The organism is Pseudomonas profundi, assembly GCF_008638305.1.
Classification (GTDB): domain Bacteria; phylum Pseudomonadota; class Gammaproteobacteria; order Pseudomonadales; family Pseudomonadaceae; genus Halopseudomonas; species Halopseudomonas profundi.
Genome location: NZ_VTPZ01000020.1, coordinates 1 through 17,637, shown reverse-complemented (window position 1 = coordinate 17,637; position 17,637 = coordinate 1). Strand labels below are relative to the sequence as shown.

The window sequence follows — 17,637 nt, the reverse complement described above, 5'->3', positions numbered from 1 at the left end:
TGTGACGGAGGGCAGCATGCACCGACCGGGTGACGCCCTCCGCGACACCTCAGCTACGAATCCATCCAGCGCGCCCACAAGGACATATCGCACCGAATAGAGTCTTCGCACAGGGCCGGTCTCCGGGCTCAGGATCGTGGGATTCTCTTGGTGAAAATCCCCAGGATAATGTCGCCTTCCCATGTACGAAACACAGTGGCGGATGACATTACCGGCAGGCAGGCCTGCGATCCTTTACCGTTGCGGGGGCAGCGTCGGGGTTGCACCGACTTCCCGTTTCACCTGGCAGTTTGAACTGCCAGGCACCCAGTGCGACTGGAAGCGGAGAGGACTCTAGGCGCTTTGCCAGTAGAGGTCAAGCGTGGTTGATGACGGGGGGGAGGGAAAGTCTGTCGCGAATCGAGCGCTCGATGCCGGCTGCATCCAGCCCGCATTCGGCAAGCATTTCCGAGGGCTTGGCATGTTCGACGTAGATATCCGGCAATCCCAGATTGAGTACCGGCTGATTGATGCCCTGAGCCATGAGCCATTCATTCACCGCACTGCCGGCACCACCCATCACGGCATTTTCTTCAAGCGTGACCAGCAGCTCGTGCTGCTCGATCAGCTGATTGAGCAACTCGGTGTCCAGTGGTTTCACAAAGCGCATGTTGGCCACTGTTGCGTTGAGCGCTTCAGCAGCGACCAGCGCATTGGCATGCAGGGTGCCGAAACACAGAATGGCTACTCGCTGGCCCTGACGGGTGACGATGCCCTTTCCGATGGGGAGGGGCTGAAGCATGGAATCTATGGCTACGCCTGTGCCGGTACCGCGCGGATAGCGCACGGCGGCCGGGCCGTGGTGCAGAAAGCCGGTCGTCAACATCTGCCGGGTCTCATTCTCGTCGGCTGGCGCCATGATCATCATGTTCGGCAGGCAGCGCAGGAACGACAGATCGAAGCTGCCGGCGTGGGTCGGGCCGTCTTCGCCTACCAATCCGGCACGGTCGATGGCAAACAACACGTCAAGATTCTGCACGGCGACATCGTGAACGACCTGGTCATAGGCCCGTTGCAGGAAGGTAGAGTAGATCGCGACCACTGGCTTCACACCGTCACAGGCCATGCCCGCCGCCAGGGTCACTGCATGCTGCTCAGCGATGGCGACGTCGAAATACCTGTCGGGGAAGCGCTCACTGAAAGCGACCAGATCCGAGCCTTCTTTCATAGCCGGTGTGATACCGACCAGGCGTTTATCGAGCGCAGCCATATCGCACAACCATTGACCGAATACTGCTGAGTACTTCAGCTTCGCCGGGCCGCTTGGAGGGCTGGCGGAGCGGGAGGGCTCCAGCTTGGTAATGGCATGATAGCCAATGGGATCTGCTTCGGCAGGAGAGAAGCCCTTGCCCTTCTGTGTGACCACGTGCAGTAGTTGCGGACCGGGCAACCCACGCATATTGCGCAGGGTGCTGATCAGCAGCGGCAAGTCATGACCATCGATGGGGCCGATATAGTTCCAGCCCAGCTCTTCAAACAGAGTGCCAGGTACCAGCATGCCCTTGGCGTGCTCTTCGGTACGACGCGCCAGTTCCCACGCCTTGGGAATCTTGGAAAGTACTTTGCGGCTGCCTTCTCGCATATGCGAATAAGTGCGGCTGGAAAGAATCTTCGCCAGATAGTTGGACAGTCCGCCAACATTTCGCGAAATCGACATGTCATTGTCGTTCAATACCACCAGCATGTCGGCGCCGACATCGGAGGCGTGGTTCAGGGCTTCAAAGGCCATGCCGGCGGTCATCGCGCCATCGCCAATCACAGCGACCGAGCGGCGATCCAGTCCTTGCAGGCGCGATGCGATAGCCATGCCCAGAGCGGCACTGATTGAGGTACTGGAATGCCCGACACCAAAGGTGTCGTAGGGACTTTCAGCGCGCCGGGGGAAAGCTGCGAGACCCTCCTTCTGTCTCAGGGTATGCATCAATTCGCGGCGACCGGTCAGGATTTTATGCGGATAGGCTTGATGGCCGACGTCCCATACCAGCCGATCTTCAGGCGTCTGGTAGACGTAATGCAGCGCGAGGGTCAGTTCGATGACGCCCAGCCCGGCACCAAAATGCCCGCCGGTCTGGCCGACGGTCCACAATAAAAAGGCGCGCAGCTCGTCGGCCAGCTGCGGAAGGGATTCTTCATCCATACCGCGCAGAACGTCGGTGTCGCTGATGCGGTCCAGCAGCGGAGTGCTGGGACGCTCAAGAGGTATCTCGTGGAAAGTGCTAGGCATCAAACAGGGCTCTTGTGGCCACGCCCGGTGGCAAGAAAATAAACGAGCAGTTTACCCGATGCAGGTCAATAGCCCAACCTTGGCTTACCGGCGGTTCAGAATTGGCGTTTGATTATATAGTCCGCCACTTGCCGAAGCCGGTCGGCACCGGCATCGAAGGGCTGCAAGGCTGAGATGGCCTGGTCGCGCAGCTCACTCGCCAGATTATGTGCCCCTTGCAGGCCAAGCAGGGCAGGATAGGTCGGCTTGTCGCGGGCTGCATCAGCGCCCTGTTGTTTGCCGAGTATGCTGGTTTCACTTTCGACATCCAGGATATCGTCCTGAACCTGAAAGGCGAGACCGATGGCACCGGCATAGTCGTTGAGTGCTGTCAGCTGTTGCTCGGAAGCCTTGCCGCTAGCCAGGGCGCCAAGCTGAATGCTGGCGCATATCAAGGCTCCGGTTTTGTGGCGGTGCATATCTTCCAGGGTTTGTACGTCCAGCTGCTGGCCCACTGCAGCGAGGTCGATAGCCTGACCGCCGACCATGCCGCGGGGGCCGGCCGCTGCGGCGAGTATCTGCACCATGCGCAGACGCGTTTCTGCGGGTATGTGCTCCGCGCCGCTCAGCCATTCGAAAGCCTGAGCCTGGAGGGCATCCCCTGCCAATATCGCAGTCGCTTCGTTGTAGGCGCGATGACAGGTGGGTTGGCCGCGGCGCAAATCATCGTCGTCCATGGCCGGTAGATCGTCATGAATCAGCGAATAGGCGTGAATCAGCTCAGCCGCGGCTGCGGCGACATCGGCCTGCTCCGGCTGACCATCGAGCGCTTCACAACTGGCATAGGCCAATAGCGGACGCACGCGCTTACCACCGATGGTGACGCTGTAACGCATCGCCGAAAACAACTGTTCGAGACGGGGGTGGTTATTGTCGAAGCGCCGAGTCAGATAGCCATTGATACGGGCTTGGCAATGGCGCAGGTAACTATCAAAGTCACTCATCCGGGGTGTTATCCAGCGGCAGCGTCGTTGGGGTGCCATTCTGCTCTATCAGCTGCTGGACCTTCTGCTCGGCTTGTGTGAGCGCGAGCTGGCAATCGCGCGTGAGTGCCACGCCTTGCTCGAAGGCAGTGAGGGAATCCTCGAGGCTGAGTTCGCCACTTTCCAAGCGTTCTACCAGTTGCTGCAATGCATCTAGTGACTGCTCGAAATCGATGGGTTTCTTTCGGGCCATGATGATTACCTCGGTTGGGCTGATCCGCTCGGGCTGAACCTTACCCAAGCCCGCTGAGCCGGTCAATCAGCCGTATATGACATAGAAATAATACAGGCTCAGGCCCCAGCCGATGGCGATGACCAGCCAGCGCAACCAGGCATCAGGCAAAGCGCGAGCAAAAAGCCCGCCGGCATAGCCGCCGCTGACCGTCCCCACCAGCATGATCAGCAAGGCCGGCCAGTGAATCGCACCAGCGATGATGAAAGTCACGGCCGCTACGCTGTAGATAGTAGAAGACATGAGGTTCTTGATGGCATTGATTTCCAACACTTCGGTACGGCCGGAGATGGCCAGGCTGGCAATCATCAGAATGCCCATCCCGGCACCAAAGAATCCGCCGTAGATTGATACGAGTAACTGGCAGATGAAGCCTGTCGGTCCAATGCGGTTTTCGCTTTGGAGTTCTTCGCCTTTGCGTACAAGTCGGCCGAGTTGCCTGCTGAAAGTGAATAACAGCGTAGCCACCAGCAGAAGCCACGGGATCAATAACGTGAAGGTCTGATCAGTGGTGATCAGCAGGATCAGGCCACCCACTAAACCGCCAATCAGCGCAGCAAGCATCAGCGGCAGGAGATAGCTGCGCAGCGGTAATCGACGCAATACGCGGCGGTTGGCCATGGCAGCGGAAAGGCTTGCCGGCCACAGGGCAACTGCGTTCGTTGCGTTCGCGCTGACGGGGGCGATGCCGGCGGCGAGCAGGGCGGGAAACGAGAAGAAGGTGCCGCCTCCCGCCAAAGCGTTCATCGCGCCGGCGGCAAAGCCTCCCATGGCGATCAATACTACGTGCCAGAAGTCCATGTGATCCCTATCTCAGCACCAGCTGTTTTCGTCCGGTTCCACCGAACAGGGTACCTGTTTCTAGAAATCACCCCAGAGATGCTGGGCAATGCTCAGAGCGACAACCGGAGCGGTCTCGGTACGTAATACCCGTGGGCCGAAACGCGTGGCATGGAAGCCCGTTTTTTCGGCGCGGGCTATCTCATCAGCGCTTAACCCACCTTCGGGACCTATCAACAGAGCAAGGCTCTTGGGCGGCTGAATGCTGGCCAGATTCTCATCGGTACGGTGATGCAGTACCAGGCGCAGGTCGGCCTCGACGCTGGTGAGCCAGTCATCCACTGCAGTAGGCGGGTTTATCCGCGGCACGACGCTACGGCCGCATTGTTCGCAGGCACTGACAGCGATCTGTTGCCAGTGGTTCTGCCGCTTTTCTGCCCGCTCACCCTGCAGCTTCACTTCGCAGCGCTCGGTAGACAGCGGCGTGATTTCGGCCGCTCCAAGCTCCACGGCCTTCTGAATCACCCAGTCCATGCGTTCCCCGCGGGACATCGCCTGACCGAGATGAATACGCAGAGACGACTCCGGCAAACCGGGTATGGGTGCATCCAGCCGCACGATCACTTCCCGCTTGCTGACCTGAATGATTTCTCCCGCCCACTCCTGGCCTGAACCATTGAAAATCTGCACCGGCGCTCCGGGTGCCAGGCGCAGCACCCGCCCGATGTAATGGGCAACATCGCCCGCGAGCGAATGTTCGCCCTCAGTCAGAAGTTGGTCCAGATAGAAGCGGGATACGCGCATGCAATCAGTCCCGCGTCGCCAGCTGGATACCTTCCCAGGCAACGCTTGCCAGGTGATCGATCTGATCCGGAGTAATGACGTAGGGGGGCATGAAGTACACCACATTGCCCAGCGGGCGCAGCAGGGATTCGTTCTTCAGGCCGTGTTGGTAGACACGGATGCCGCGGCGCTCCTGCCAGGGGAAGGGCGTGCGGCTGCGCTTGTCCTTGACCAGCTCAATAGCCAGTACCATGCCGGTCTGGCGCACTTCCGCTACGTGCGGATGGTCAGTGAAATGGCTGGTCGCCTTGTTCATATGCGCTGCCAGGCTGCGGTTGGCCTGGATTACATCGTTCTGCTCGAGCAGGTCCAGAGTCGCCAGGGCCGCGGCGCAGGCCAGCGGATTGCCGGTATAGCTGTGAGAATGCAGAAACGCGCGCATGTTCTCATAGTCATCGTAAAAGGCGTCGTACACCTTGTCTGTCGTCAGGCACACAGCCATGGGGAGATACCCTCCGGTGAGCGCCTTGGACAGGCACAGGAAATCCGGACTGATATCGGCCTGCTCACAGGCGAACATCGAACCCGTTCGGCCGAAGCCGACGGCGATCTCATCATGGATCAAGTGCACGCCGTAGCGATCACAGGCTTCGCGCAGCAGCTTGAGGTAGACGGGATGATACATCCGCATACCGCCGGCGCACTGGATCAGCGGTTCGACAATGACAGCCGCGACCTCTTCATGATTCTCGGCGAGGGTTTTCTCCATGTGCTCGAACATCTGCCGGCTATGGGCTTCCCAGCTGACGCCCTCTTCGCGCTCGTAGCAATCGGGCGAAGGGACGGTGATCACATCCATCAACAGCGGTTCATAGGTTTGCTTGTACAGCGCTACGTCGCCCACAGCCAGCGCGGCGAGGGTCTCGCCGTGGTAGCTGTTGGACAGGGTAATAAAGCGCTTTTTCCGTGGTTGGCCGATGTTCAACCAATAATGGAAGCTCATTTTCAACGCGACTTCGATACAGGACGAGCCGTTGTCAGCATAGAAGCAGCGGGTGAGCGGGGCCGGCGTTATCTGGACCAGCCGTTCGGACAACTCGATTACCGAAGGATGACTGAAGCCGCTCAGAATGACGTGCTCAAGGGTGTCGAGCTGATCCTTGACTCGCTGATTGATATGCGGATTGGCATGGCCAAAAATATTGACCCACCAGGAACTCACGGCATCGAGGTAGCGGTTGCCTTCGAAGTCATGCAGCCATACCCCTTCACCCCGTTGGATCGGGATGACCGGCATGTGTTCGTGATCTTTCATCTGGGTGCAGGGGTGCCAGAGCACAGAAATATCGCGCTGCATCCACTGATTGTTCAAGCCCATAATCGCCTCACCACGAGAAAATGATGCGGCGATTGTACATGAGCCGTTATGTTGCTGCAGGCCCTCAACGGGTGCCGAAGATCACCATCGTCTTGCCCTTCACATCGATAAGACCCTGCTCTTCAAGATTCTTCAGCACTCGGCCGACCATCTCGCGTGAGCAGCCGACGATACGACCGATTTCCTGTCGGGTAATCTTGATTTGCATACCGTCAGGATGGGTCATCGCATCAGGCTGCTTGCACAGCTCGAGCAGGCTGCCTGCGACGCGACCGGTCACGTCGAGGAATGCCAGGTTGCCTACCTTGCGGGTGGTGTTGCGTAAGCGCTCGGCCATTTGTCGACCGACCGCATAGAGCAGCTCGGGGTCGCGTTGGCTTAGCTCGCGGAATTTGCTGTAGCTCATCTCCGCGACTTCGCATTCCGATTTGGCGCGCACCCAGGCGCTGCGGTCCTGTTGCGCGAGATGCTGATCGAACAGGCCCATCTCGCCGAAAAAGTCGCCCTGGTTCAGATAGGCAATGATCATTTCCCGGCCGTGCTCGTCTTCGATGAGGATGGTCACCGATCCTTTGACGATATAGAAGAGGGTTTCGGAAGAGTCGCCAGCGTGGATGATGGTGCTGCGTGCGGCGAAGCGGCGGCGATGACAATAAGAGAGGTAAGCGTCGATATTCTTTATTTTTGGTATGGGGGCTATAGCAACCATGTGATGTGTCCTTGCAGTGGGCTGATAAACTGGGTCCTTGGACAAAAAAACCGGACTATCCTTTTGCTCCGTTATTGTGGTCCTTATCATAGGATGCCTGGCATCCATGCAGCCTCATTTCCGAGACCAAATCTGATTATGTCCAGTTTCACTGCAAATGACCATACCGCCACTGGCCCGTTTGGCCTGTGTTATTCTGCCGGTCTTTCGAATTGTGAATTGGTGCCGCTGGAGAGCATATGAAAGCGCATATCAAGTGGGTTGATGGGGCAATGTTCGTCGGCGAATCCGGCAGCGGCCACACATTGGTTATGGATGGTCCGCCTGAGGCAGGCGGACGCAACATGGGTGTCCGGCCGATGGAAACGGTGCTTATCGGTCTGGGGGGGTGCGCCAGTTATGATGTGGTGAGCATCCTGCGCAAGGCGCGGCAGGATATCCGGGATGTACAGACCGTGCTTGAAGGCGAGCGCGCCGAGACTGAGCCAAAGGTGTTCACGGCGGTGCACGTGCACTTTATCGTCAGCGGCAAGAACCTCAAGGAGCAACACGTCAAACGTGCGGTGGAGCTTTCAGCCGAGAAGTACTGCTCTGCTTCGATCATGTTTGGCCGCGCTGGCGTGAAGATGTCGCACGATTACGAGATCATCGAAGTAGACTGACCCGCCATGGCCAGCTGCGCCTCAGGCGCGGTAGCTGGCCTTTGTCATGACCCGTGACATCAATGTCATCGCCAATTTGACGGGCGCCGGGAACACTGCCCCCCCTGCATCGAGGGCCTGGTTCCCGTGTTCGATCTCGTCTTCACGCATCTGTTCGAGGATAGCGCGCGATTTTGCGTCTTTCCCGGGCAGGTCTTCGAGGTGATCATCGAGATGCTTTTCTACCAGCTGCTCGGTTGCTGCAACAAAGCCCAGACTGATTCGATCGCTGACCAGTCCTGCGGCAGCCCCCATTCCGAATGACAGTCCATAGAACAACGGGTTGAAAACGCTGGGATGACTGCGCAGCTCGCGCAGCCGCTGTTCACACCAGGCCAGATGGTCTATTTCCTCGGCCGCGGCCTGCTCCATTTTGCCTCGCACATCCGGAAGTTTCGCGGTGAGAGCCTGCCCTTGATATAAAGCCTGCGCGCAGACTTCTCCCGTGTGATTGATACGCATGAGGCCGGCAATATGCCGTCGCGCGTTTTCGGGTATATCATCACTGGTGATGTGCTGTGCCGGGGATGGTCGGTTGGCTTGAGCCGCGCCGGGGATCAGCGTGCGCAGCGACTGATCAGCTTGCACCAGTAATCGATCAATCAGACTGTAATGACGTGAAGCGCTCATCGCGTACTCCTAGGGCAGGTAGATGGGTCGGCGGCTGTTCTGATGCGGCCGTTTAGCCCGGCGGCCAGCCCATTTGCCGCTGTCCGAGCACATGCAGATGAATATGGTATACCGACTGGCTACCGAATTCCTTGCAGTTGAAAACTGTCCGAAACCCCTGGTCACAGCCCTGTTCAAGCGCCAGTTTCTGCCCGATGTAGGTCATATGCCCGACCAGCGCGCGGTCATCTTCGGTCATGTCGTTCAACGTGGCGATATGCTTTTTAGGCAATACCAGAAAGTGCACCGGCGCCTGTGGATTGATGTCATGAAAGGCGATGACCTGGTCATCTTCAAACAGGGTTTTAGCCGGGATCTTGCCTTCAGCTATCTTGCAGAACAGACAGTCCACTAGGTGCTCCTCGTTATCGCGTGCAGAATTTCAGTTTAACCAACCGTGGCGAGAATGAAACCACGGCATATTGCAAAGCGGTCGGTCAGAATGGCTTGAGCACTACCAGCAGCACGATGGCCATCAATACCAATACCGGAGCTTCGTTAAACCAGCGGTAAAACACGTGCGAGCGCGTATTCTGGTCAGCGGCGAAGGTTCGTAGCAGGGCACCGCAGGCGAAGTGGTAGACCACTATCAGCGCGACCAGCGTGAGCTTGGCATGTAGCCAGGCCTGCTCAAGATACCCGGGCTGCAGCATCACCATCCAGAGCCCCAGCACTACCGCTACCAGCATGGACGGCATCATGATGCCCCGATAAAGCTTGCGCTCCATCACCTTGAACCGCTCCAGGCTCAGCCGATCATCTGCAGCGGCGTGATAGACGAACAGGCGAGGCAGATAAAACAGGCCCGCAAACCAGGTGATGACAGCGATGATATGGAATGCCTTGATCCAGAGATACACCTGACGATCCTTAACAAGTTTCGGCACGCTGCCGATGATGGGATGGCTTTACTGGTAATTTGCTCCAGCGGACTCTTATCATAGAGGTCTATTTGCCATGTTCAATCGTTTTGGGGAGCAATCATGATCAGGATCGGCATTGTCGGCGGCACCGGGTATACCGGAGTGGAACTGCTTCGGTTACTGGCTCAGCATCCTGAAGCGCAGGTTGAGGTCATCACTTCCCGATCGGAAGAGGGCGTCCGCGTCATCGACATGTACCCTAATTTGCGCGGCCATTATGACAATCTGGCCTTCAGTGTTCCGGATGTACAGCGGCTCGGCGCCTGCGACGTCGTGTTTTTCGCCACGCCACATGGTGTTGCCCATTCCATGGCTGCCGAGTTGCTGGCCACGGGCGTTCGGGTGATTGACCTGTCCGCCGATTTCCGGCTCAAGGATGCCGAGGAGTGGGCGCAATGGTATGGCCAGCCGCATGGCGCTGCCGATTTGCTTGGCCAGGCCGTCTATGGTCTGCCAGAAGTAAACCGGGAGGCAATACGCAGCGCGCAGCTGATCGCTGTGCCAGGTTGCTACCCGACCGCCGTGCAACTGGGGCTACTGCCTCTGCTTGAAGCCGGATTGGCCGATACCATGCGACTGATTGCCGATTGCAAGTCTGGTGTTAGCGGTGCTGGACGTGGCGCGAGCGTCGGTGCGCTGTTTGGCGAGGCGGGTGAAAGCATGAAAGCCTATGGCGTAATAGGACACCGGCACCTTCCAGAAATCAGCCAGGGCTTGCGCATTGCGTCAGGGGGGCAGATAGGTCTGACATTCGTACCACACCTGACGCCCATGATCCGCGGTATTCACGCTACGCTTTATGCCACAGTCACGGATCATTCTGTCGATCTGCAGCAGCTATTCGTTGACCGCTATGCAGACGAGCCTTTCGTCGATGTGATGCCGGCAGGAAGTCATCCTGAAACGCGAAGCGTACGCGGCGCGAACCAGTGCCGGCTGGCGGTTCATCGTCCGCAGGGAGGCGACCTGGTGGTGGTCCTCTCGGTGATCGATAACCTCGTCAAGGGCGCATCCGGACAGGCGATCCAGAATATGAACATTGCGCTGGGGCTCGAAGAAAGCCTCGGACTCGCTCATCCGGCGCTGATGCCTTGACCGACCAGTTGCTGCGCCGGGTTCCGTTACGGCGCGGACATCGTCTTGCCGTGGTTCCGGTGGAATCACGGTTCGCCCGCCTGGCCAGGCGCGTCCTGGCGATATTTGTGTTACTGGCATTTCCGGCTGCCGCCTGGCTTGGGTGGGATGCCGCCCTGCGGTCGCAATTAGTCGAAAATCATTCCCAGCTGCGTGACAGCCATCAAACGCTTCGGGCTGAGCTGGACCAGACGCAGCAGCGTTACCAGCAACTGGAAGTCGATCTGCTGGTCGCCCGCGAAGCAGTGAGAGATGGTCGGAAGATTATCACTGATCTGGAACAGCAACTCTTCAAGCTGCAGCAGGATCTTGCTACCTATCAGGGTGCATTGGCACCCAATGCGATGGTGCCGGGCTTGCGCTTCCAGGCGTTTGAGTTGCAGTCCACCGAGCGCCCGGATGTGTTTCGCTACAAGGTTATGGTCAGCCGGGTAGGCAGCGAGAGCGAAACAACACAGGCGACCCTGTTTATTGAGGTGCACGGCTCGCGCGACGGTGAGGAAGTAGTGATACCTTTATCGAGCATGACTGCGGTCGGAGACGATGAAGGGCTGGCGCTGGATTTTCGCTATTTTCAGGTGCTGCCGGCCAGTGGCAGGGAAGCCGAATTGTCGCTTCCAGAAGGGTTTCAACCTAAACGTGTGCATCTACGTGCCGAGCATGACGGCAAGACGTTGGTGGAACAGATGTTCGACTGGACAGTAACGGGAGCAAAATCCTGATGTGGAAAACCGAAAAGCTAAAAAAAATGGACATCAGTCAGTTTGGTGGGAAGACGACCGTCATTGCCCAGGATGCGGTGGTGCGTGGTGATATCCGCTTCCAGGGAGCGTTGCAAATTGATGGGCGTGTGATTGGTAGCATTGAAGCCGAGCAGGGGTTGGTTCGGGTCAGCGAGCACGGTCAGGTTGAAGGCGTGATCAGGGCGCCCAGCGTGAAAGTGAATGGCCAGATAATGGGTGATGTGTATGCGTTCGAGCATTTGGAGCTGGACACCAACGCCCGCATCAACGGAGATCTGCACTACCGTTTCATGGAAATGGTAATGGGCGCACAGATAAGCGGTCAGTTGAAATATCTGGGCAACGAGCTGGCCAATGACGAGCTGCCGGTCAATCTGGCTTCGATAGGAAGCGAGCCGGGTGAATAGTTGACCAAAAGACTCGGGTTAACCATAATACCGGGTCTGTTGTGCTGCGGTACCCGCTGCTGGAGGTTGTATGTCGACTGCTGAAATCTTTACCCCCACTCCGCTGAACTTCTCGGATAGCGCGGTTGGTAAGGTGCGTGCTCTCATCGAAGAAGAGGGCAATGAGCGCCTGAGCCTGCGTGTGTTTGTTACGGGGGGCGGCTGTTCGGGGTTCCAATACGGATTCACCTTCGACGATGAGCTGGCCGAGGACGATACGGTTGTCGAGCGTGGCGGTGTGAGGCTGGTAGTGGATCCGATGAGCTTCCAGTATCTCGCTGGTTCAGAAGTTGATTATCAGGAAGGTCTCGAAGGTTCCCGTTTCGTGATCAACAATCCTAACGCGGCTAGCACGTGCGGCTGCGGTTCATCATTCTCTATCTGAGTCAGTAGCCTGTCCGCTACGGCGGGCCGTACCGGTGTCCTCTCATCTCATTGGGCGCCGCCCCGATAACCGGTGTTCGTGGTTGTCGTACCCCCTTTGAAAATCCGAACAAATGCAGCGCCGGCTTCCCTTCGCTGAGTAGGAGAAAGGGTTTGTCCAAGCAAGCGAAACAACCCTTGGCCAGTCTGATCTTTTTTCCTGTCGCCACCGCCTACGGCGCATTTATCCTGCCGTGGTCCGTGCTGGCACAGTTTGGAATACTGGCTGCTCCTCCTGGTCTGGTCGGTTCTCTAGGTCACGCCCACGAAATGCTGTTTGGCTTTGCCATCGCGGTTGTGGCGGGGTACGTGCTTGGTCCGCAGCCTCGGCGGTGGCTGGGGACAATGCTCTCGCTCTGGCTTGCTGCACGTGTTGCTTTTCTCGGCTGGCCTGCAAGTTACCTGTCGGCATTGGCCAATATTCTGTTTGCTGCGGTTCTTGCCTACAAAGTGGTGCCGCGCTTCGCTGCCGCGAAAAAATGGCGCAACAAAACGCTTGCGCCCATTTTGCTTGGACTATGTGTGGCTGCGGCCGTGTTTCAGACGCTGCTGCTGGCTGATCACCCTGGACCGGCGCATGGATTGTTGTTCGAAGCCATTCTGTTATTAAGTGCGCTGATGTTCTTCATGAGCGGAAGAATGCTCGCGCCCGCCATAGCGACGCATCTGTTGAAACAGAACCGCGAGCTTCAAGCCCGACTTCAGCCGCGGTTGGAGGGATATGTGCTCCTGTTGCTGGCTTCGGCTCTGACCGCCAATCTGCTTCCAGGCGAAGCGGCACAGTTAATTGTGGGGATTTCACTCCTTGTTTCAGCGGGTGTGGCCCTGGTCCGGCTGCTGCGTTGGCCTGTCTGGCAATGTCTGGATCGGTCGGATCTGCTTGCTTTGACGGCAGGTTATACCTGGTTGGTTGTTGGATGGCTCCTGATCGGTGGTGCGCTGCTTTTCCAGGCGCTGCCGTTGTCGACGGCGTTGCATGGGGTTAGCGTCGGAGCGTTGGGGAGCCTGACGCTTTCTGTCATGGCGCGTAGCCAGGCGCAGCGGACTCGAAAGGACCCCAACGCTGCGCCGGCAATCTACCTTGCGACAGGGTTGATCAGTCTCGCTGCCGTAGCCCGCATCTTCGCTGGTACGCTGATTCCGGTCGTGGAAATGCATGTGTTGGCTGCCACTGGCTGGAGTGTGGCGTTTCTCGGTTTGCTGGTTTTCCTGCTCAGGTTCAGAAACGTACCCGGCAAAACAGCACGACCTTGATCAAGCCGGATACAACGCCCCGAGAATCCGCTTGCCTCGCGCTCCCGTGACGGCGGGTAGGCTCGCGGTTTCTCGTTTATCAAAGCGCCACGCCAGCCAGGCGAAGGCGATAGCTTCCATCCAGTCGGGGTCGACACCGACCGCATGAGTGCTGCTGACCGATAGCGGTGCCAGTAATTGCTCGAGACGTTGCATCAGCCAGCCATTGCGTGCACCGCCGCCGCACAGGTAGATGTCTGCCGTATCGGTGACGCTGGTGAAAACATCCTGAGCGATGGATCGGGCGGTGAGCTCTAGCAGGGTTGCCTGAATATCGGCAGGATCGAAGGTTTCGCTTGCCTGCTGCAGTATGCTTTCCAGCCAGGACGCATTGAAATATTCACGGCCAGTACTTTTCGGCGGCTTACGCTGGAAATAGGGATCATCCAGCATTCGGCTGAGGATTTCGTCTTTCACTGTGCCGCTTCGTGCCCAGTCTCCATCGCGATCGAAGGCTTCGCCATGATGTTGACTGATCCAGTGATCAAGCAGCACATTTCCCGGGCCGCTATCAAAACCCGATACAGCCTGGTTGGGCCTCAGAACCGTCAGGTTGGCAAAGCCACCGATATTGACCAGAACGCGAACGGTTTGCGGGGAGCTGAGCAGCCAATGATGAAACGCCGGAACCAGCGGTGCGCCCTGGCCGCCGGCTGCTACGTCGCGGCTGCGAAAGTCGCATATAACGGAAATCCCGCTAAGTTCGGCGAGCAGGGCAGGAGCGCCGATCTGGCAGCTAAACCCCAGCTCGGGATGGTGTCGAATCGTCTGGCCGTGGCTGCCGATAGCGCTGACCTGTGACGCGTCAATTGAATGCTCGGCGAGTAACGTACGCACTCCGCTGGCCGCGAGTTCGGCCCACGCGATACCGGCATGCCCGGCCCGCTGGATTTCATCAGGGCCGGGTTTGCAAAGTGCGAGCAAATTGTTACGGAGAGAATCGGGAAAAGGCAGGCAGGTCGCGCCTATCAATGCGGCCTGCTGGCCTTCGAAGGAAACCAGCGCGATGTCGATACCATCCAGGCTGGTGCCTGACATGATACCGACATAAAGCTCGGACATTATTCTGCCAGCGATGCCAGCTGAGTACTGCCTTGCTGATCCAGCGCGGCCATCAGGCTATTGCTGATCTCCAGAAAGGCTGTGCGCTCGGCTTTTGGAATAGGGTCGGATACCGGCAGTTTGACGTTAAGCGGATCCACGTGCGTCCCGTTTACCAGGAATTCATAGTGCAGGTGCGGCCCGGTAGAAAGCCCGGTGGTGCCAACATAGCCGATTACCTGACCCTGTGAGACGTTGTCGCCGGCGTTCAGACCCTTGGCAAAGCGGCTCATGTGAGCGTACAAGGTCTGATATTTCTGTCCGTGTTTGATCACTACAGTGTTGCCATAACCGCCTTTGCGTCCGGCATGTACGACACGGCCATCGCCCGTCGCGCGGATCGGCGTGCCGGTCACTGCAGCGTAATCGACACCACGGTGTGGGCGCACGGTTTTCAGTACCGGATGGCGGCGGTTCGGGTTGTAGCGCGAGCTGATGCGAGCCAGCTCGACCGGTGTCCGGATAAAAGCCTTGCGCATGCTGGTGCCGTCTGCGCGGTAATAGCTGCTATTTCCGTTTTTGTCGGTGTACCGAACAGCTGTGAAAATCTTGCCGCGGTTGGTAAAGCGGGCCGCCAGGATGTTATTGGTGCCCACGCGCTTTTCGCCTACATGTAGCTCTTCGAAAAGCACTTCGAAGGAGTCTCCCTTACGGATTTCTCTGGCGAAATCGACGTCATAGCCGAAGATGTTGGCCATCTGCATGGTCAGGTTGTGCGACAAACCGGCTTTCTGGGCTGAAAGGAACAGCGAGCTGTTGATTTCCCCGTTGGCAAACCGTGTCCGAACATCCGGCTTGATGCTTTCAGTCGTGAAAGCAAAGGTGTCCCCCTTTCGGTCGAGCCGGATCGTTTCGAGATCGTTGAGCTTGGAGCGGATGGCTAACAGGTCGCCTGTGTCGTCCTTCTTGAATTCAACGACCTGGCCTACTTTGAGCCGCGTGAACCGTTGTGCATCTTTACTGCTGGATACCACAGAGTGAAGCGAGGCAGCGGAGAATCCGAGCTGGCTGAACAATACTGACAGCGTATTGCCTGCGGCCACGGTGACGCTGATCCAGTCAGTTGGGGGCGCTGCTGTCGCTTCGGCAGGTTCGGGGCTCATCGGCGGAGCGAGAGCAAGCGATTGCAGAATCGCGGGAGACGCTTCAGCTTGAACGGGGGCATCAACAGGCTCGGCCACTTGGAGTGGGGTAATTGTCTCGCCGATCAGCGCATCCAGCTGTTCTGAAACAGAGGGTTGGGTTTCCAGTATGGGGGACGATTCAAGTTCAAGTGGAACGAACGTCCGGCGCGCTTCGACATCCGCCGTAGGGATGACTAGCAGGAAGATACTCAGCGCTGCAGCGATTCCGCTGGCTGCCATAATATGGCTTTTTGGGTATCGCGGCGTCTCTGTCTTTTGAGGAGGCATAAGCGCTCTTGTGATTGATTCTATGGAATGTTGACTAACTTGCTAAATTATAACTGAAACCCTGAAGGCGCAAGTCATAATGTGCATCATCCGTCATTTTTACAACGCAGGCTCTTGACGTTTTTCCGTCATGCCGGGCGCCGCATAATCTGTTCATCGGCCGTGCAAGCTTGAAATTGAGCGGCAATGTTGTAAGGTTTGCTCCTTTTTTATTCCAGACAGCCACAGGATTCCCGACATGAAGCCGGTTGACGAGCAGTTGGCGCTGATCAAGCGCGGTGCGGAAGAGATTCTCGTAGAAGGCGAACTTCGCGCCAAGCTTGAGCGTGGCGTACCGCTGCGAATCAAGGCCGGGTTTGATCCGACTGCCCCGGATCTGCACCTGGGACACACCGTCCTTATTAACAAGCTTCGCCAGTTTCAGGAGCTTGGTCATCAGGTGCTGTTCCTTATAGGTGACTTCACTGGAATGATTGGTGATCCTTCGGGTAAGAACATCACCCGGCAGCCGTTGACGCGCGATCAGGTTATGGCTAATGCGGAAACCTATAAAGAGCAGGTCTTCAAGATTCTTGATCCGGAAAAGACCCAGGTCCTGTTTAACTCCGAATGGATGGATAAGCTCGGTGCGGCCGACATGATCCAGTTGGCGGGCAAATACACCGTAGCCCGTATGCTGGAGAGAGATGATTTCGATAAGCGTTACAAGGGTGGTCAGTCGATAGCAATCCATGAGTTTCTCTATCCGCTGGTGCAGGGATACGACTCGGTAGCGATGAAGGCTGACGTAGAGTTGGGTGGCACGGATCAGAAGTTCAACTTGCTGATGGGGCGTGAGCTGCAGCGGCAGTACGGTCAGGAGCCACAAATCACACTCACCATGCCTTTGCTCGAAGGGCTGGATGGCGTCAAGAAGATGTCCAAGTCGCTGGGCAATTACGTTGGTATCAACGATGTGCCCGGCGAGATGTATAGCAAGATTGTGTCGATGCCAGATGCATTGATGTGGCGTTACTTCGAGCTGCTCAGCTTCCGCAGCATGGCCGAGATAGGGGGTTTCCGTGCTGATGTCGAGAAGGGCGCGAACCCAAGGGATATCAAGATCAGGCTGGCCGAAGAGCTGGTAGCGCGTTTCCATGGTGAGGAGGCAGCTACCAATGCACATCGCTCAGCCGGTAACCGCTTGGCTGACGGGGAGTTGCCCGACGATATGCCGGAGGTTGCATTGGAATCTGATGGACCGTTACCGGTCTCCGCCGTGTTGAATCGTGCTGGACTGGTAAAGAATGCGGCCGCTGCACGGGACCTTCTCGCAGCTGGCTCTGTAAAGGTAGACGGGCAGGTTGTCGAGCGCAGCTTCGAGTTCAATCCGGGCTCTGAATATGTGTGCCAGGCCGGTAAGAAGAAATTTGCACGTATCCGAGTAGAAACGCCTTGACGGCACAATTCAAGCGCCTATAATGCGCCTCTCTCAAGTCATGGCGCTACGGAATAAGCGCTTTGCAATCAATAAGTTAGCGATAACTTAGAGGTTGACAGGCTGGAGATAAGGCGTAGAATGCGCCGCTCTGCGAAGGGCTGGATGGATCGGTTGTTCGCAGCGATGAGGCAGCTCATCAAGGTTT

General features: G+C 57.5%; 19 protein-coding genes and 1 riboswitch. Of the genes, 7 read left to right on the top strand and 12 right to left on the bottom strand.

Annotated features, from left to right (window positions below):
* Positions 1 to 96: 96 nt before the first annotated feature.
* A riboswitch (cobalamin riboswitch) is annotated at positions 97 to 325 on the bottom strand.
* A gap of 30 nt (positions 326 to 355) precedes the next feature.
* From dxs to crp, 7 genes are all read right to left on the bottom strand, one after another.
* A complete protein-coding gene (gene dxs / locus FZE95_RS18455) occupies positions 356 to 2,263 on the bottom strand; it encodes a 1-deoxy-D-xylulose-5-phosphate synthase (RefSeq protein WP_150302293.1) in 1,908 nt (635 codons plus the stop codon).
* A 95-nt stretch (positions 2,264 to 2,358) separates the two neighbouring features.
* Positions 2,359 to 3,246 carry a polyprenyl synthetase family protein gene (locus FZE95_RS18450; RefSeq protein WP_150302292.1) on the bottom strand — a complete coding sequence of 296 codons (888 nt, stop codon included), beginning with the start codon at positions 3,244 to 3,246 and terminating at the stop codon, positions 2,359 to 2,361.
* Complete coding sequence (locus FZE95_RS18445; RefSeq protein ID WP_150302291.1) at positions 3,239 to 3,478, bottom strand: exodeoxyribonuclease VII small subunit; 240 nt, start codon at positions 3,476 to 3,478, stop codon at positions 3,239 to 3,241. Before FZE95_RS18445 ends, FZE95_RS18450 begins: the two co-directional genes overlap by 8 nt.
* Before the next feature lie 66 nt (positions 3,479 to 3,544).
* Positions 3,545 to 4,318: a sulfite exporter TauE/SafE family protein gene (locus FZE95_RS18440; RefSeq protein ID WP_150302290.1), complete on the bottom strand. Its 774-nt coding sequence runs from the start codon at positions 4,316 to 4,318 to the stop codon at positions 3,545 to 3,547.
* Between the two features lie 60 nt (positions 4,319 to 4,378).
* Positions 4,379 to 5,101, bottom strand: coding sequence for a 16S rRNA (uracil(1498)-N(3))-methyltransferase (locus tag FZE95_RS18435; protein ID WP_150302289.1), 723 nt, complete (start codon positions 5,099 to 5,101; stop codon positions 4,379 to 4,381).
* A gap of 4 nt (positions 5,102 to 5,105) precedes the next feature.
* On the bottom strand, positions 5,106 to 6,458 hold the full coding sequence (locus tag FZE95_RS18430; protein WP_150302288.1) for an adenosylmethionine--8-amino-7-oxononanoate transaminase: 1,353 nt from the start codon (positions 6,456 to 6,458) through the stop codon (positions 5,106 to 5,108).
* 64 nt (positions 6,459 to 6,522) lie between these two features.
* Positions 6,523 to 7,167 (bottom strand): cAMP-activated global transcriptional regulator CRP, encoded by a 645-nt coding sequence (gene crp, locus FZE95_RS18425; RefSeq protein WP_150302287.1) that lies wholly within the window; start codon positions 7,165 to 7,167, stop codon positions 6,523 to 6,525.
* Between the two features lie 239 nt (positions 7,168 to 7,406).
* On the opposite strand from crp, the gene FZE95_RS18420 reads away from it, so the two are divergent.
* Positions 7,407 to 7,829, top strand: a complete 423-nt coding sequence (locus FZE95_RS18420) for an OsmC family protein (protein ID WP_150302286.1) — start codon at positions 7,407 to 7,409, stop codon at positions 7,827 to 7,829.
* Positions 7,830 to 7,850: 21 nt separating this feature from the next.
* Here the strand turns inward: FZE95_RS18420 and coq7 are convergent, their stop codons facing one another.
* From coq7 to hemJ, 3 genes are all read right to left on the bottom strand, one after another.
* Positions 7,851 to 8,498 (bottom strand): 2-polyprenyl-3-methyl-6-methoxy-1,4-benzoquinone monooxygenase, encoded by a 648-nt coding sequence (gene coq7 / locus FZE95_RS18415; RefSeq protein ID WP_150302285.1) that lies wholly within the window; start codon positions 8,496 to 8,498, stop codon positions 7,851 to 7,853.
* Between the two features lie 52 nt (positions 8,499 to 8,550).
* Positions 8,551 to 8,889 carry a histidine triad nucleotide-binding protein gene (locus tag FZE95_RS18410; RefSeq protein WP_150302284.1) on the bottom strand — a complete coding sequence of 113 codons (339 nt, stop codon included), beginning with the start codon at positions 8,887 to 8,889 and terminating at the stop codon, positions 8,551 to 8,553.
* An 85-nt stretch (positions 8,890 to 8,974) separates the two neighbouring features.
* Complete coding sequence (gene hemJ / locus FZE95_RS18405; RefSeq protein ID WP_150302283.1) at positions 8,975 to 9,397, bottom strand: protoporphyrinogen oxidase HemJ; 423 nt, start codon at positions 9,395 to 9,397, stop codon at positions 8,975 to 8,977.
* Positions 9,398 to 9,520: 123 nt separating this feature from the next.
* On the opposite strand from hemJ, the gene argC reads away from it, so the two are divergent.
* The 5 genes from argC to FZE95_RS18380 all read left to right on the top strand — a co-directional run bounded on the left by argC (position 9,521) and on the right by FZE95_RS18380 (position 13,460).
* Entirely contained in the window at positions 9,521 to 10,555 is a 1,035-nt protein-coding gene (argC, locus tag FZE95_RS18400; protein ID WP_150302282.1) for an N-acetyl-gamma-glutamyl-phosphate reductase, read from the top strand.
* Positions 10,552 to 11,316, top strand: a complete 765-nt coding sequence (locus tag FZE95_RS18395; protein ID WP_150302281.1) for a DUF6776 family protein — start codon at positions 10,552 to 10,554, stop codon at positions 11,314 to 11,316. The genes argC and FZE95_RS18395 overlap by 4 nt, the downstream gene beginning before the upstream one ends.
* The gene (locus tag FZE95_RS18390; RefSeq protein WP_150302280.1) at positions 11,316 to 11,744 is read left to right on the top strand and encodes a bactofilin family protein; all 429 of its coding nucleotides are present in this window, start codon (positions 11,316 to 11,318) and stop codon (positions 11,742 to 11,744) included. Before FZE95_RS18395 ends, FZE95_RS18390 begins: the two co-directional genes overlap by 1 nt.
* Positions 11,745 to 11,814: 70 nt before the next feature.
* Positions 11,815 to 12,168 (top strand): iron-sulfur cluster insertion protein ErpA, encoded by a 354-nt coding sequence (gene erpA, locus FZE95_RS18385; protein WP_150302279.1) that lies wholly within the window; start codon positions 11,815 to 11,817, stop codon positions 12,166 to 12,168.
* A 152-nt stretch (positions 12,169 to 12,320) separates the two neighbouring features.
* Positions 12,321 to 13,460 carry an NnrS family protein gene (locus FZE95_RS18380; protein ID WP_150302278.1) on the top strand — a complete coding sequence of 380 codons (1,140 nt, stop codon included), beginning with the start codon at positions 12,321 to 12,323 and terminating at the stop codon, positions 13,458 to 13,460.
* Here the strand turns inward: FZE95_RS18380 and FZE95_RS18375 are convergent, their stop codons facing one another.
* Together FZE95_RS18375 and FZE95_RS18370 are read right to left on the bottom strand one after the other, a co-directional pair.
* On the bottom strand, positions 13,461 to 14,561 hold the full coding sequence (locus tag FZE95_RS18375; protein WP_150302277.1) for an anhydro-N-acetylmuramic acid kinase: 1,101 nt from the start codon (positions 14,559 to 14,561) through the stop codon (positions 13,461 to 13,463).
* A complete protein-coding gene (locus FZE95_RS18370) occupies positions 14,561 to 16,012 on the bottom strand; it encodes a peptidoglycan DD-metalloendopeptidase family protein (RefSeq protein ID WP_150302276.1) in 1,452 nt (483 codons plus the stop codon). The genes FZE95_RS18375 and FZE95_RS18370 overlap by 1 nt, the downstream gene beginning before the upstream one ends.
* Before the next feature lie 238 nt (positions 16,013 to 16,250).
* Between FZE95_RS18370 and tyrS the strand changes: the two genes are divergently transcribed.
* On the top strand, positions 16,251 to 17,450 hold the full coding sequence (gene tyrS / locus FZE95_RS18365) for a tyrosine--tRNA ligase (protein ID WP_150302275.1): 1,200 nt from the start codon (positions 16,251 to 16,253) through the stop codon (positions 17,448 to 17,450).
* Positions 17,451 to 17,637 lie beyond the last annotated feature (187 nt).